At 70.8% G+C, this 15,261-nt stretch carries 8 protein-coding genes; 3 read left to right on the top strand and 5 right to left on the bottom strand.

The genetic code is table 11. The features are described from left to right. Nucleotides 1-78 precede the first annotated feature (78 nt). Nucleotides 79-2,439, bottom strand: coding sequence for a xanthine dehydrogenase family protein molybdopterin-binding subunit (locus ACYVF3_RS29135; RefSeq protein ID WP_461157480.1), 2,361 nt, complete (start codon nucleotides 2,437-2,439; stop codon nucleotides 79-81). A 218-nt stretch (nucleotides 2,440-2,657) separates the two neighbouring features. Between ACYVF3_RS29135 and ACYVF3_RS29140 the strand changes: the two genes are divergently transcribed. From ACYVF3_RS29140 to ACYVF3_RS29150, 3 genes are all read left to right on the top strand, one after another. Then, complete coding sequence (locus ACYVF3_RS29140; protein ID WP_461157481.1) at nucleotides 2,658-4,061, top strand: Nramp family divalent metal transporter; 1,404 nt, start codon at nucleotides 2,658-2,660, stop codon at nucleotides 4,059-4,061. 92 nt (nucleotides 4,062-4,153) lie between these two features. Beyond that, the gene (locus tag ACYVF3_RS29145; protein ID WP_461157482.1) at nucleotides 4,154-5,809 is read left to right on the top strand and encodes an aminotransferase class I/II-fold pyridoxal phosphate-dependent enzyme; all 1,656 of its coding nucleotides are present in this window, start codon (nucleotides 4,154-4,156) and stop codon (nucleotides 5,807-5,809) included. A gap of 234 nt (nucleotides 5,810-6,043) precedes the next feature. Continuing rightward, on the top strand, nucleotides 6,044-6,904 hold the full coding sequence (locus ACYVF3_RS29150) for an SGNH/GDSL hydrolase family protein (protein ID WP_461157483.1): 861 nt from the start codon (nucleotides 6,044-6,046) through the stop codon (nucleotides 6,902-6,904). On the opposite strand, the gene ACYVF3_RS29155 is transcribed toward ACYVF3_RS29150, so the two are convergent. The 4 genes from ACYVF3_RS29155 to hrpB form a co-directional block, all read right to left on the bottom strand. Continuing rightward, a complete protein-coding gene (locus ACYVF3_RS29155) occupies nucleotides 6,870-9,500 on the bottom strand; it encodes a family 78 glycoside hydrolase catalytic domain (RefSeq protein WP_461157484.1) in 2,631 nt (876 codons plus the stop codon). The two genes, ACYVF3_RS29150 and ACYVF3_RS29155, sit on opposite strands and share 35 nt — an antisense overlap. A 21-nt stretch (nucleotides 9,501-9,521) precedes the next feature. After that, nucleotides 9,522-10,766, bottom strand: a complete 1,245-nt coding sequence (locus ACYVF3_RS29160; protein ID WP_461157485.1) for an MFS transporter — start codon at nucleotides 10,764-10,766, stop codon at nucleotides 9,522-9,524. Between the two features lie 407 nt (nucleotides 10,767-11,173). Then, nucleotides 11,174-12,691, bottom strand: coding sequence for an acyl-CoA synthetase (locus ACYVF3_RS29165; protein WP_461157486.1), 1,518 nt, complete (start codon nucleotides 12,689-12,691; stop codon nucleotides 11,174-11,176). A gap of 146 nt (nucleotides 12,692-12,837) precedes the next feature. Continuing rightward, nucleotides 12,838-15,261 (bottom strand): ATP-dependent helicase HrpB, encoded by a 2,424-nt coding sequence (gene hrpB / locus ACYVF3_RS29170; RefSeq protein WP_461157487.1) that lies wholly within the window; start codon nucleotides 15,259-15,261, stop codon nucleotides 12,838-12,840.

Consider the following 15,261-nt stretch of genomic DNA (forward strand, 5'->3'; position numbering starts at 1 on the left):
CTGGCCGCACCCGCCTCCCGCCCCGCAGGCGCGGTTCGAATCCCACGCGAAATTCGGATCCGGAACCCGACGCCGCGGTCACACGACGGCCTCTTCTTCGTCCGGGGTGTCGTCGGAGCGGGTCGGCAGGCTCGCGAAGGCCGCGGGCGGATCCTGCCAGTACGTCGCCGAGGAACCCTCGCTGATGGCCCGCCACACCCGTTCCGGCGTGGTGGGCATGTCGATGTGGCGCACGCCCAGGTGCTTGAGCGCGTCGACCACGGCGTTCTGCACCGCCGGGGTGGACCCGACCGTCGCCGACTCGCCGATCCCCTTGGCGCCCAACGGGTTCAGCGGCGTCAGCGTCTCGGTGTTGGACGCCTCGAAGAACGGCAGCTCGGCCGCCGACGGGATCGTGTAGTCGGCCAGGGTCGCGGTCTCCGGGTTGCCGTCGGCGTCGAAGGTGACCTGCTCCCACAGCGCCTGCGCGATGCCCTGCGCCGCCCCGCCGTGCTGCTGGCCGCGCACCAGCAACGGGTTGAGCACCCGGCCGCAGTCGTCGACGGCGATGTGCCGCAGCGGCGTGACGTACCCCGTCTCGACGTCTACCTCCACGACCGAGACGTGCCCGCCGAACGGGAAGGTCGCGCCATCCGGGGCGAAGTCGACGTTCGCCGCCAGCCGCTCCCCCTCGCTCGCGGCGGCCTCGACCAGATCCGCCCACGCCACCGTCGCGCTCGGGACTCCGGCCACGCCGAGCTCACCGCCGTCGGTGACCTCGATGTCGTCGACGTTGGCCTCCAAGCGGGACGCCGCGATCTCCTTGGCCCGCCGCAGCACCTTCGCGCCCGCCTCGCGGACCGCGCTGCCACCGATCTGCAGCGAGCGGGAGCCGCCGGTGCCGCCACCCCGCGGCACCTCGGCGGTGTCGGACTGGACGAACTCGATGGACTCCAGGGGAATCCCGAGCGCGTCGTTGACGATCATCGCGAACGCCGTGGCGTGCCCCTGACCGTGCGCGGAGGTGCCGACCCGGATCCGGGCGCCCTCGGAGTGCACCTCGACCTCGGCGTACTCGCCCGCGCCACCGCCGGTGATCTCGACGTAGGCGCTCACACCGATGCCCAGCAGCTTCTGCTCACCGGCGGCGATCCGGCGGGCCTGCTCGGCGCGCAGCTCCTCGTACCCGGCCAGACGCAGCGCCTCGTCGAAGGGCACCGCGTACTCGCCGCTGTCGTAGGTGGCACCGGTCAGCGTCTTGTAGGGGAAGCTGTCGGGAACCAGGAAGTTCTTGCGTCGCAACGCGACCGGATCCACCCCCAGCTCGGCGGCGGCCAGGTCCATCATCCGCTCCACCATCGCCGCGGCCTCCGGGCGGCCGGCACCGCGGAACGCTCCGACCGGCGTGGTGTTGGTCAGCGCGGCGATCCCGTCGTAGCTGATCTTCGGGATGTCGTAGACGGCCTGCGCCATGGTCCGCGTCGGCCCGAGCGCGAGCGACCCGCCGAAACCGGCGTAGGCACCGCAATCCCCGACGACCCGGCAGCGCATCCCGACGATCTCGCCGTCGCGCCGCAACCCGAGCTCGGCGTACTGCACCTGGCCGCGGCCGTGCGGCATTCCCTGCATGTTCTCGGAGCGGCCCTCGACCCAGCGCACCGGCCGGCCCAGCTTCAGCGCCAGTCCGACGGCCACCACGTGCTCGGAGATCGCACCGGCCTTGCCGCCGAAACCGCCGCCGACGTGCGGCGAGATCACCCGCACGCGATCGGCGTCGAAACCGAACGCCTTGGCCAGGCCCCCGCGCACGCCGTGCGGCATCTGGGTCGAGACGTGCACGGTGATGTCGTGGTCCTGGTCGGGCCCGCCCGGCTGGACCGCGACGGCGTTGCCCTCCAGCGGGACCACGGCGACGCGCTGGTTCTCGATGCGGGCCCGCACCACCACGTCCGCGCCGTCGAGCACCGAATCTCCCGCGCGGTCGCGGTAACCGGCGGCGATGTTCGACCCGAGCTCCGGGAACTGGCGCTCGGCGTCGTCGTCCAGCGCGCGCTCCACGTCGCTGACCACCGGCAGTTCGCGGTAGTCGACGTCGACGAGTTCGATCGCGTCGGCCACGGCTGCGGCGGACTCGCCGACGATGACTGCCACCGGCTCTCCGACGAACCGGACCCGGTCGGTGGCCAGGGGCGGGCGCGCGACCTCCGGGTTCACCTCGACGAACGGCGCTGGAATCGGCAGCCGCAGGTCGGCCGCGGAGTAGGCGCCGACGATGCCCGGTGCGCTCGCGGCCGCGGAGGTGTCGATCTCGGCGATCTCGGCGTGCGCGACGTGGGAGCGCACGAAACCGATGTGCAGCAGTCCTTCCACGCCCAGGTTGCCGATGTAGGTGCCGCGTCCTCGCAGCAGATCCGGATCTTCGACGCGCTGAACCTCAGTCCCCAGCAGTGAACCCACCATGCGAAAAACCCTATCCCTCCGGACGAACACCGGCAGCGGTCGAAAAACCGCGTCGCGATGGGTGATCAACCAGGAGCGCGGGGGAAAAATTCCCGGCTCACCGGACCGATTGACCGCCCCTGTTCGCGTGGGTAGCTTTTCACAACCCAACAAAACTTTCACAACCGTGAAAACTCAGGTCGTCTCTTGCAGAACCTCTAGGCACAAGGGAGTGCCCGATGGGAACCAAGGTCGCGAGCGCCAACGGCGATCCCTACCTCCTGACCGCCGACGGCATCAAAGAACCACCCACCGGCTGGGCCGGCAGCCTGCGCTATCTCGGCCCGGGACTGATCGTCAGCGCCTCGATCGTCGGCTCCGGCGAACTCATCGCCACCACCGCGCTCGGCGCGAAGGTCGGGTTCGCCCTGCTGTGGATGGTGATCCTCTCGACGGCGGTGAAGGTGGCCGTGCAGGCCGAACTCGCCCGCTGGACCATCCTCACCGGCAAGCCCGCGCTGACCGGGTTCAACGAAGTACCGCCCAAGATCGGCAAGCTCGGCTGGATCAACGTGCTGTGGATCCTCATGGCGATGTCGAAGTTCCTGCAGATCGGCGGGATCGTCGGTGGCACCGCCTCGGCCCTGAGCTTGCTGATCCCGGTCGGCGGGGAACCGCTGAGCGCCACCTCGCTGGGCGTGTGGACCCTCATCGTGGTGGCGGGCAGCATCGCGCTGCTGTACTCCAACAGCTACTCCCTGATCGAGCGCGGCGCGTTCGCGCTGGTGGTGGTGTTCTCGGTGGCCACCGTGGTCATCGCGCTGGGACTGCCGTTCACTCCCTTCTCCTACGGCGGCGAGGACGTGCTCGGTGGCCTGACCTTCACCATCCCCGCAGGGGCGATCGGCGCAGCGGTGGCGATGTTCGGCATCACCGGCGTCGGGGCTGACGAGATCACCTTCTACACCTACTGGTGCGTGGAGAAGGGCTACGCGCGCTGGGTCGGCCCGAACGACGGCAGCCCGGAGTGGAAGAACCGCGCCCAGGGCTGGATCCGCGTGATGTACAAGGACGTCTTCGTCTCGTGGATCATCTACACGGTCGGCACGCTGGCGTTCTTCATCATGGGCGCGGCGGTGCTCCACCCGCAGGGCCTGGTGCTCGAGGGCAACGAGATGATCACCACGCTCTCGCAGATGTACACCGACGTGATCGGCGAGTGGGCGGCCATCGGCTTCCTCATCGGCGCGATCGCGGTGCTCGGCTCCACTTTGTGGGCCTCGATCCCGAGCTGGTCGCGGATGTACACCAACGTGCTGGCCACCATGGGCGTGCTCGACTGGAACAACCCCGTGGCCAGGGAGAAGTGGGTCCGCGGCTTCATCGTGGTGCTGCCGATCCTGTGGGGCGCGACGTACCTGTCGATCTCCTCGCCGGTGGTGATGGTCCAGATCGGCGGCGTCGCCACCGGCATCTTCCTGCCCGCGGTGGTGATCGCGACCTGGTACCTGCGCAACCACCAGGTCGACCCGGAGCTGCACGGCGGGCGCTGGTTCAACGTCGTGCTCCTGGTCAGCAGCATCGCCATCACGCTGCTCGGCATCTACACCCTCCTCAACGTCTTCGGCGTCGAGTTCGGATAGGACCTGTTCCGCCACCCGCTCCGGCCGGCGGAGCGGGTGGCGCGCGACCACGGGCGGCGAAATCCGGTGGACGCGGCGACGAGAATCGTCACGTGCGCACTCAGCGGAAGGTCGTTCCCACCGCGGTCGACGGGCCGCTCGCACTCGCCCTGCTGCGCGAGTACACCGACGAGATGGTCAGCCGGTACCACGGTCGCGCGGCCACCGGGTCCGAGGTGGACGCGGCGATCGCCGAAGACCCGAACGACGGCCTGCACCCGCCGGAGGGCGTCTTCCTGGTCGCGTTCGACGGACCCGACGCCGTCGGCTGCGTCGGAGTCCGCGAGCTCACGCCGGGCGTCGCGGAGCTGAAGCGGATGTACGTCGTCCCCCGCTCACACGGGCGCGGGTGGGGTGGTGCGCTGCTCGACGAGGTCGAGCAGCGCACCACCGCTCTCGGATACCACGCGATCCGGCTGGACACGCGGTCCGATCTGGTCGAAGCGCGTGGTCTGTACGCCACGCGCGGTTACGTCGAAATCCCGGCTTACAACGATGCGCCCTACGCCTCACACTGGTTCGAGAAGACCCTGTGGAGAGGACGTGTGGTGGGCAACGCTTTCGACGCCGTGACCATCGAGGACCTTCGTGCGCGCGGCAGTCTCAAGTGGACGTTGCACGGCGACGCGATCGGCGCCTTCATCGCGGAGATGGACTTCGGCACGGCTCCGCCCGTGCTGGAGGCCCTGCACGTGGGCGTCGACTCGCTGCACCTGGGCTACCAGCCGCCTCGCCTGTTCGCCGAGTTGTCGCAGGCGTGCGCCGACTACCAGCTCGCGCAGCACGGCTGGCGGGTGTCCCCGGAGCGCGTCCACGCGATCCCGGACGTGATCCGCGCCCTGACCCTGACCATCGAGCACTTCAGCGCGCCGGGCGGCAAGGTCATCCTGCCCACTCCGGCGTACATGCCGTTCCTGAAGGTCCCCGGCGGGATGGGCCGCGAGCTGATCACCGTGCCGATGGTCGTCGACCAGGACCGCCCCGCGCTCGACCTGGACGCGCTCGACGCGGCGTTCAAGGCGGGCGGGGACCTGCTGGTCCTGTGCAACCCGCACAACCCGCTGGGCCGGGTGTTCACCCCCGAAGAGCTGACCGCGGTCTGCGAGGTCGTGGACCGCAACGGCGGCCGGGTGTTCTCCGACGAGATCAACGCTCCGCTGGTCCACCCCGGTCACCGGCACGTGCCCTACGCGTCGTTGTCGGACACCGCCGCCGGTCACACGATCACCGCGACGTCCGCGTCGAAGGCCTGGAACCTCCCGGGCCTGAAGTGCGCGCAGCTGATCATCTCCGACGAAGCCGACGCCGCCACCTTGCGCTCGCTGGGCGAGCACGTCACCGAGGGGGCCTCCAACCTCGGTGTCATCGCCAACACCGCGGCCTACGTCTCGGGTCGGCCGTGGCTGGAGGAGGTGCTGGACTACCTCGACGGGAACCGCCACGCCGTCCGGTCCTCGCTGGCCGAGCACCTGCCGGAAGTCGGCTACCGGATCCCCGAGGGCACGTACCTGGCGTGGCTGGACTTCCGCGCGCTGGACCTCGGAGACCACCCGGGCGAGTTCTTCCACGAGAAGGCGGGCGTGGTGCTCACCGACGGCCCGGCGTGCGGCGAGGAGGGACGGGGCCACGCGCGCCTCAACTTCGCCACCCCGCGCCCCATCCTCGAGCACATCATCGCCACCCTCGCCAAAGCCGTCCGCAACCGCTGATCACTCCCCGCGAGAAACGTCGCCAAGTCCCAGTTTTAGTCCGAACTGAGCCGACATTTCGGACATGATCATGGCTCGGTTTGGACTAAAACTGGGAAATGCCCCGCGCACCGCCGCACGCGGTCCCGGCGCGGAGCGACTGCCCGGGGATGTGGGGAGAGTTTTCGCCGAAGGGTCGTTCTCGCTTCACCCTCGCCTTACCCCGCGAGGAACTCCCGACCGCACGATGATCACGTGCAAGACGCGACGACAGCCGGGTGGCCCGGCTCGCGAAGAGCGCGCAGCCTCGCCGTCCTCGGTGACTCCGTCGCCGCGGGAATGGGCGATCCGGTCGCGGGCGGCGGGTGGCGCGGCTTCGCGCCACTGCTCGCCGACGCCGTGCAGCCCGCGCGCTTCACCAACCTCGCCACCAGCGGCGCCCGGGTCGCCGACGTCCGGCGCAGCCAGCTGCCCGCCGCGCTGGACGCGCGACCGGACGCCGCGGTGCTGATGATCGGCATGAACGACACGATGCGCTCGGACTTCGACGTCCTGCTGCTGCGGCAGCAGCTCGACCACGTCGTGTGCTCGCTGGTCGGGGCGGGCGCGGCCGTGGTGACGATCCGCTACCACGATCACGCACGGGTGTTCCGGGTTCCGGGACCGCTGCGGCGGTTGCTGACCCGGCGCATCGAAGCGCTCAACCGCGTCCTCACCTCCGTCGCCGAAACCCACGGCACCGCCATCGTGGACCTGGACCGCCTTCCGGGCGCCTACCACCCGGACGCGTGGAGCGTGGACCGCCTGCACCCCTCCGAGCTGGGCCACCGGATGCTGGCAGCGGCCTTCGCCGAAGGCCTCGCCGATCAGGGCGTCGCGGTGCCCTCGGAGGTCCCGCTGACCTGCTCGGGCGGGGTCCCGGTGACGCGGCTCGACCACGTGCGGTGGCTGCTGATCAAGGGCGTGCCGTGGCTGGCGGGCAGAACCGGGGATCTGACGCGGTATTCGCTGCTCTCGTTGCTGCGCGCCCTCCTCCGCAGGCGGCGCCGGCCCGAGGTCGTTCCCACCCACGTGTGCCCGGCTAGCGAGTCGCCCCGGGCGTGGCCGGCCGGTTGAGACCGTGCCGCCCGCCCGGCAGCCGGGTCGGCGACTGTCCGGGCAACCGCAGGGTGGCGACGCTGCCCCGGGGGACCTCCACCTCGAACTCCCAGGTGTCCTCGCGCCGCCGCCAGGCCACCCCGGCGTGCCCCTCGGGAGTCGAGTGGCGGACGTCCGCCCAGTTCACCCGCTCGTCCTGCACCGGTGCGATGTCGAAGGTCCGCCACCCGGGACTCGTGGCCCGCAGTCCGCCGATGCGCTGCTGGATCCACGCGGAGGCGGCGCCGAGGAAGTAGTGGTTGTGGGATCGGGCGGTCTCGTCCCACGACTCCATCAGGGTTTCCATTCCCGACCGCTGCCAGACGCCCCATCCCGGCCTGTCCGGCTGGGTCGCGACGGTCACGGCCAGGTCGGCGCGTCCCACGTCGGCCAGCACTCCGAGCAGGTGCTTGGCGGCCACCGCTCCGCAGTCCAGGTGCCCGCCGGTGCGTTCCTCGATGTCGTCGACGAGCCCGGCACCCACCGCCCCGGCGACGTAGGCCGGAACAGCGCCGAAGGCCAGCGGCAGCACGTTCATCGACTGCCGGTAACCGGCTGCTGGCGACCGGTAGGTTCCGCTGGGCTCGTGGAAGTACTTCGCGTGGTAGGCGGCGGCGATGGTGCGTGCGGCGTCGCGGTAGCTCTCCGCCTCGCCCGTCATCCCCAGCGCGTGGCAGATGTCGGCGGTGCGGCTGGTGACGCGGTGGAGCATCATCGTCGCGGTCGGCTCGGGACCTTCGGGCGCGTGCCAGTGACCGGGAGAAAGCCAGTCGCCCCAGCTGTCCCCGTGCCACAGACCGTCGTCGGAGAGCTCCAGCAACCGGTCCGTGTAGGTGCGGATCGGGTCCTGGTAGCGCTCCAAGAGGGCCGGATCTCCGTGCTCCCAGTAGAGGTTCCACGGGATGAGCACCATGGAGGCGCTCCACGCCGGATCGGGTTCTCTCCCCCACCCGGGAGTGGGCACGATCATCGGGACCATCCCGGTCGCATCGCGCGCGTCGACGTGGTCGTCGAGCCACTTGACCAGGAAGGAGCGCAGGTCGAAGTGGTGCAGCACCGCTTCGGTGCCGAGGTGCGCGTCGGCGGTCCAGCCGTTCTTCTCGTACACCGGCGTGTCGGTGGGCACGCCGTGGAGGTTGTTCAGGAAGGTGCGCGCGGTGGCCGCGTCGATCCAGCTCAGGATCGGGTCCTCGCAGGTGAACGAACCGCTCGCCGCCACATCGGCGCCCAGCCGGACGGCCCGCACGTCGCTCACCGACGCTTCACCGCGGACCTGCACGCTCAGGTAGCGGAAGCCCTTGTAGCTGAACTGCGGTTCCCACCGGACGGGGTCATGGCCCAGCACGTACCGGTCGACCTGCGACTCTCCGGCTGCCAGCACGTTGTCGCAGCGCACGGAGCCGTCTGCGGCGAGCTGCTCCGCGTAGCGCACGACGACCTCGGCTCCCGGCTCACCGCTGATCGTGCACCGCACCCGGCCCGCGAGGATCGTGCCGAAGTCGTGGACCGTCACGTCGCCGACTCGCGTTTCCCGCTGCGCTGACAGGACTTCGGTGCGCCGGACGGGTGGCGCGGTCGCCTCCCGGAGCCGTCCACCCGGCGGTGGTACGACGATCGCGCGCTCCCAGCGGGTTTCGGCTGATGCGTCCACTGCTTCCCCGGTGTAGAGCACGTCCTCGGTGGTGTTCCCCGCCGCGGCTTCCCAGTCCGGCCCCGAGGTGACCACGTGCCGGACGCCCTCCTCGTCGAAGTGCTCGAGGTGCGCGAGCAGCACGGGTTCCCGGTGCCACGGCGCCAGGTTCCAGCCCCACGTGTTGGCTCCGCGCGCCGCGTAGAAACCGCGCCCGAGTTCGGCGGTGAGCGTGTTGTGACCAGGTTCCAGGAACTCCGCGACCTGGTAGGTGCGGTGCAGGATCGTCTTGTCGTAGGCGGTCTGGGCGGGTTCGAGGACGTCCTCGGTCACCTCGCGCCCGTTGATGCGGAACACCCCGTAGCCGAGTCCCACCGCGGTCAGCCGAGCGTCGCGCGTTCCACCGGGTGCCTCGAAGGTGGTGCGGAACACCGGGTTCGGGGCCGGGACCGCCTCCACCGCGATCGCACGGGTTCCTGCCTCCTCGATCCCGTCGCGCGTCGCGATGCCCTCGATCGGCAGCGGCGAGACCCCGTCGTCCTCGCCTGCGGGCACAGGTGAGGAGCTGGTCCGCCAGCCGACCTTCCCGCTCTCCAGGCTCAGCCTGACCAGGTAGTCGCCGGGCTCGGCCGGTTCGGGCAGCTCCAGGTAGTGGGCGAACCGGTCCCACCGGAACCCGCCGACCTCCACCGCAGCGCTCACGAGCACGGCACCTTCGGGACCGCGCAGTTCGAGCCGTCCGCGCGGTTGCCCTTCGCAGACCAGGTCGACGCAGACCGCGGTGAACCTCCCCGGCGCGGTGAAGGACTGCCCCAACCACTCCCCCGGTCTCATCCAGGCGATCTCGTCGGAGTCGATCGAGCGCCGGATCCGGTGGGCCGGGTCGGTCCACCGGCCGATCCAGAGCGCGGAGTTGTCGATTCCTGCAGGGGACTGCGGTTCCACGAGGTCCTTTCGCCGTGCGTGTCAGTGATCGGTCACCGCGAGCTGCCGCGCGCCCGGAAGCCGCGGTATCCAGAGAAGGCCAATGCCACCGGCCAGGACCGCCAGGACCGCGACCCCGGCGAACGTCAGCCCGGGACTGGCCGCGGCCAGCGCGGGAGTCCCGAACCCGACCAGCGCCGCCACGACGCGGCCGAACGCGATCGTGATTCCCTGCGCCGTTCCGCGCAGCAGCGTCGGGAACGATTCCTGCGACCACACCTTGTAGATGGTCTCGCCGGCGAAGGAGTTGCCCAGCCCGGACAGCAGCAACGTCGCCAGCAGCGAGAACTCGCTGAAGCCCAGCACCAGCGGGACGAGCCACGCCAGCACGATGAGCACCGACCCGGCGGCGAACATGTGCGGGCGCGCGGTGGTGTCGACGAACCGCATGAACACGAGGCCGGCCAGCAGGCCCACCCCGAGACCGACGGTGCTCACCAGCGAGTACGTCGCGACTTCACCGCCGCCGACGTTGACGTAGAGGAACGAGCCGAACTGGCCCATCGTGTTCGCGCCGACGTTCCACATCGCGTAGTACAGCCCCGTCGCCAGCAGGGCCACGAGCAGTGGCGGGCGGACCAGCTGCGCCAGGTCGCGGAACCGGACCGACTCTCCGACCTCGACGGCACGCCGGGCGGCCTGCCACTCGGCGGATTCCCGCATCGTCAGCCGCAAACCCAGGACGATCAGCGCGACCACGACCAGGTAGCCGAACAGCGCTCGCCCACCGGCCGCGCCGAAGCCCGACAGCACCGCGCTGATCAGCATCGTCACGGCGATGCCGATGTTCCACAGGACCGAGGAGAACACGACGAGGGTGGCCTTCTTGCCCTCCGGCGCCTGCTCGTTGATCATCGCGAGCGACACCGGCAGGTCCGCACCGATCGCCAGCCCGATGACCACCGCACCGATGACCAGCGGGGCCGGCCCGCCGGCGACGGCCAGCAACGCGGCGCCGAGCGCGTAGACGGCCATCGACCAGGTGAACACGCGGCGACGGCCGAACCTGTCGCCGAGCCTGCCGCCGAACAGCGCGCCCATCGCGAAGGCCAGGGTCTGCGAGCCGAGGACGATCCCGATCTGCGCTTCCGAGAGCCCCATGTCCTCCGCGTAGAGCGCGCCGACGACGATCCCGGCCGAGACCAGCGCGCTGGAGTCGAGGAACGAGGCCATCCCGGCGAGAAGCGCGGTGCGCCAGGGGCGCACCGGAGTCGGGGTGCTGTCCATCGAGCTCTCCACGGTCGATGTTCCACCGATCTCTCGCAGCGTGAGCGGATCACGAAGCAAGTCCCGCAGGTCTCATGCTAACGATCGATGACCGCCTCCGGTTCGGAAGATCGGGTGACGGTCGAGGTCTGGGAATAGCGGCATCGGAATCCACGCTCACCTGTGGATTCGTCCATAGTGGTCGCTCAATGGTGTTGTTTTGGCGTCGGTTTCGAAGCGTGACCGAACATCTCACCGGATCGTGCGTCCGCTTTTCCTCGCCGTTCCGTTCGACCGTCCGGCACAATGGGAATACCAGTTCGAACTGGCTGCCCTTTGACAACTCAAGAGTGGGAAACCAGCGCCCCGGACCGCTCCGGGGACGAGCGAGGACGTCCGCCCCACCGCTCCGCAGCACCCGTTCACGCTCAACGAGAGGAGCGCAGCCGTGCTTTCTGCACCTTGCCCGAACCCGTTTTCGGCAATCCGTCCACGACGTGGAGCTCCCGCGGGATCTTGTACTTCGCCAGCCGCGAGACGAGGAACTCCCGCAGCGCCTCCAACGTCGGCCGCTCGCCCGATCCGCACACCACGTACGCGCACCCGACCTCACCCCACGTGGGGTGAGGCACTCCGATCACCGCCACCTCGCTCACCGACGGGTGGTCGAAGATCGCGTTCTCCACCTCCGCGGGGTACACGTTCTCGCCCCCGGAGATGAACATGTCCTTGACCCTGTCCACGACGTAGAGGTGGCCCTCGTCGTCCACCTTCGCCACGTCCCCGGAGCGGAACCAGCCGTCGGCGGTGCGCGACGCCGCCGTGGCCTCGGGATCCCGCCAGTACCCCGGGCTCACGTTCGGTCCCTTGACCAGCACCTCGCCGGGCTCGCCCGGCGCTGCGCCGCTGCCGTCGCCGCGCGCCACGCGGACGCTGGTGAACATGGTCGGCACGCCCGCCGACCCGACCTTGCGCGCGCTCTCGCTCCCCTCGAGGAAGGTTGCTCCCGGCGCTGTTTCGGTCAGCCCGTAGCCCTGGCAGAACACCAGCCCGCGCTCCTGGAAGGTGCGGATGAGCGATTCGGGCACGGCGGAACCGCCGGTCATCACCGTGCGCACCGACGACAGGTCCGCCTCCGCCCACCGGGAAGATCCCGCGAGTCCCGCGAACATCGTGGTCACGCCGAACAGCAGGGTGATGCGCTCGCGCTCGATCAGGTCGTAGGCCAGGTCCACGTCCCAGCCCGGCAGGATCACCGCGCACCCGCCCTTGAGCAGCGTTGGCAGCAGGCACTGGTTCAGCGCGGCCACGTGGAACAGCGGTGAGCTGATCAGCGTGCGCTCCTCGCTGGTGATGTCCACGCCCACCAGCAGGTTGTAGGTGTTCCAGACGAGGTTGGCGTGGCTGAGCATCGCGCCCTTGGGCCGCCCGGTCGTGCCCGAGGTGTAGAGGATCAGCGCGATGTCCTCGCCCCGCGCCGGCACGTCGGCAGCCCCCGGAGCGTCTTCGCTCTCGTGCAACCACGTCTCGTAGTCGAGCTGGCCGTCGTCCGGCCCCTCCAACGCCACCACCGCGCCGGGCAGGTCGTCGAGCGCGCGGACCACCTCCCGCGATCCCGGCCCGTAGATCAGCACCTCCGGGTCCGAATCCGCCAGCGCGTAAGCGATTTCGGGAGCGGCCAGCCGGAAGTTCAACGGCACGAAGATCGCGCCGAGCCGGTAAGCGGCGAACATCGCCTCGACGAGCGACGGGTGGTTCGTACCGAGGTAGGCGATCCTGCTTCCCGGCCCCACACCGGCTGCGCGGAACCGGTCGGCCAACCGCGCGACCCGATCGGCCAGCTCCGCGTAGGTCAGCGACCGCTCGCCGAAGAGCACGGCCGTGCGGCCCGGTGTCATGACGGCCCGGCGGGCGATCCAGGCGCCCACGCCTTCGTGCTCGGTCACGTCGCCTCCCGCGGTGATCCGGTCCCTCCCGACGCGCGATCAGCGCGGGCGAGGACCGGGAAAACGCCCCAGCGCCAAGAACATAAAGCGGCGCACGAGATCGGTCAAAGGGCCGTTCGGCGTTCCCCGGAAAAGAGCCCGGTCGATCACCGGCGGCGGTTCGTACCGCGCGTCGGCACCGCGTCGGTCGGGTCCTCGGGCCACGGGTGCTTCGGGTAGCGGCCGCGGAGTTCAGCGCGGACCTGCGGGTACCCGTTCCGCCAGAACGATTCGAGGTCCCCGGTGACGGCAGCGGGGCGGCCGGCGGGCGACAGCAGGTGCAACACCACCGGGACCCGGCCCTCGGCGATGCGCGGCGCCTGCCGCCAGCCGAAGACCTCCTGCAGCTTGACGGGCAAGGCGGGCTGCTCGGCTCCGTAGTCGACCCGGATGTGCGATCCGGTGGGCACCTCGATTCGGTCCGGCGCCAGCTCGTCCAAGCGCCCCGCCTGCGACCACGGGATCAACCGCCGCAACGCCTCCCCCGCCGACAGACGCAGGTCCGCGCGGCGGCGCGCTCGCGACAGCTCGGGCTCCAGCCAGTGCTCCGCCGCCGCGAGCAGGGACTCGTCGTCGGTGGCCGGCCAGGGCTCGCCGATCGCCCCTCGCAGGAATCCGAGGCGCTGTCGCAACCGGCGGGCGTCCTCGCTCCACCGGAGGAGGCCGAGGGATTCCGCGCGCAGCCCCTCCAGCAGCGCCTCGCGGACGCGGTGCGGCTCGGGGTCGCGCAGCGCCCGCGTGGCCAGCGCGATCGCACCCAACCACTCCACCCGGACGGCCCGCACGTCCCCGTCCGCCCAGCCGATCTCGTCCTCGCTGCTCACCAGCGCTGGGGCGGCGCGGCGGGCGAGCTCTTCGTCCGCGGTCGCAGCGAGCCGGGCGATCCCGGTGGAACGGCCGGGCGAGCGATCCGCGACCGCCACGGCCAGCCATTCCGAACCGCGCAGCGCGGATCCACCGGGGAGCTCGACCGCTGTGCCCGAGGCCATCAGGTACGTGGCGGAGTCCTCGTCACGCCTGCGCGCCAGCCGCTCGGGCTGGGCCAGCGCCACCACCAGCGCCGCGTCCCCGTCCCGGCTCCGGCGAGGCGCGTCGGGCACCTGCGAGGCGAGCCTGCGGACCTCGTCCTTCCACCGCTTCGCGCCGGGCCCACCGCGACGCAGCCGGGACAACGCGCTGGACACGTCTGTTTCACCAGTCCGGTCATCGTTGTCGAGCAGCGCGACGACCTCGGCCGCGACCTCGCTGCCCGCGCTGTCCGCACCGTCGAGCAGGGCCCGCGCGAGTCGCGGGTGCAGGCCGAGCCCCGCCATCCGCCGCCCCCGCTCGGTGACGGTGCCCGAGTCGTCGAGCGCACCGAGGCCTCGAAGCACCTCGCGACCGGCGGTCAGCGCTCCGCTCGGCGGGGCGTCCCACCACGACAGCGCCGAACCGTCGGGAGTGCCCCAGCAGGCCAGTTCCAGTGCGAGCCGGGTGAGCTCAGCGGTGCGGATCTCCGGTTCCGGGTAGGCGGGCAGCGTCGAATGCTCGTGCTCCGGCCAGCAGCGGTACACCGACCCGGGCCCCTGCCTGCCGGCACGACCCGCTCGCTGCTCGGCGACCGCGGTGGACACCCGCACCGTCGCCAGCCCGGACAGGCCCCGCCGGGTGTCGACGCGGGACACCCGGGCGAGCCCGGAATCGACCACGGCCCGCACCCCGGGGACGGTCAGACTGGACTCCGCGATCGCCGTGGCCAGCACGACCCGCCTCCGGTCGCCCTCACGCAGCGCGCTGTCCTGCTGCGCGTGCGCCTGACGGCCGTGCAGCGCAACGACGTCCACACCGGACAGATCGGCGAGCTGCTCGGCGACACGCCGGATCTCACCTGCTCCCGGCAGGAACACGAGCACGTCACCGTCCTGTTCGGACAGAGCGCGGCGAGTCGCCCGGGAAACCACCGATTCCGCCCGCTCGCCGCGTTGCGGCGCCACGTGCGCCACCCGGACCGGATAGGTGCGGGCTTCGGCGTGCAGCACCGGGGCACCGGCGAGCAGTTCGGACACGCGCTCGGCCGCCACCGTCGCCGAAGTCGCCAGCACCTTCAGATCAGGACGAAGCCCCTCCCTCGCGTCCAGCAGCAGCGAGAGCAGCAGATCGGCGTCGAGATGGCGTTCGTGGCACTCGTCGAGCACGACCACGTCCACCCCGGGAAGTTCCGGATCAGCCTGCAACCGGCGCACCAGCAGCCCCGAGGTCACCACCTCGACGACGGTGTCCCGTCCTCGTCTGCGCTCGCCGCGCATCGAGTAGCCGACGCGGTGCCCGACCTGCTCCCCCAGCAGCTCGGCCATGCGCCCGGCCGCAGCTCGGGTCGCCAGCCTGCGCGGTTCGGCGACCACGACCCGGAGCCCGGCCTCCGCCAGCGCCAGCGGCACGAGGGTGGTCTTGCCTGTGCCCGGCGGAGCGACGAGAACGGCCGTGCCGTGCGCGGTCAACGCGGAGGTGACCTCACCGAGGACCGGCCGGACCGGGAGATCGGGGAACTCCAT

This window comes from Saccharopolyspora tripterygii, assembly GCF_054778355.1.

Coding starts and splice junctions, on each gene's coding strand:
- ACYVF3_RS29135 (WP_461157480.1), bottom strand. CDS start 2,439: ATGGTGGGTTCACTGCTGGGGACTGAGGTTCAGCGCGTCGAAGATCCG.
- ACYVF3_RS29160 (WP_461157485.1), bottom strand. CDS start 10,766: ATGGACAGCACCCCGACTCCGGTGCGCCCCTGGCGCACCGCGCTTCTC.
- hrpB (WP_461157487.1), bottom strand. CDS start 15,261: ATGGAGTTCCCCGATCTCCCGGTCCGGCCGGTCCTCGGTGAGGTCACC.
- ACYVF3_RS29140 (WP_461157481.1), top strand. CDS start 2,658: ATGGGAACCAAGGTCGCGAGCGCCAACGGCGATCCCTACCTCCTGACC.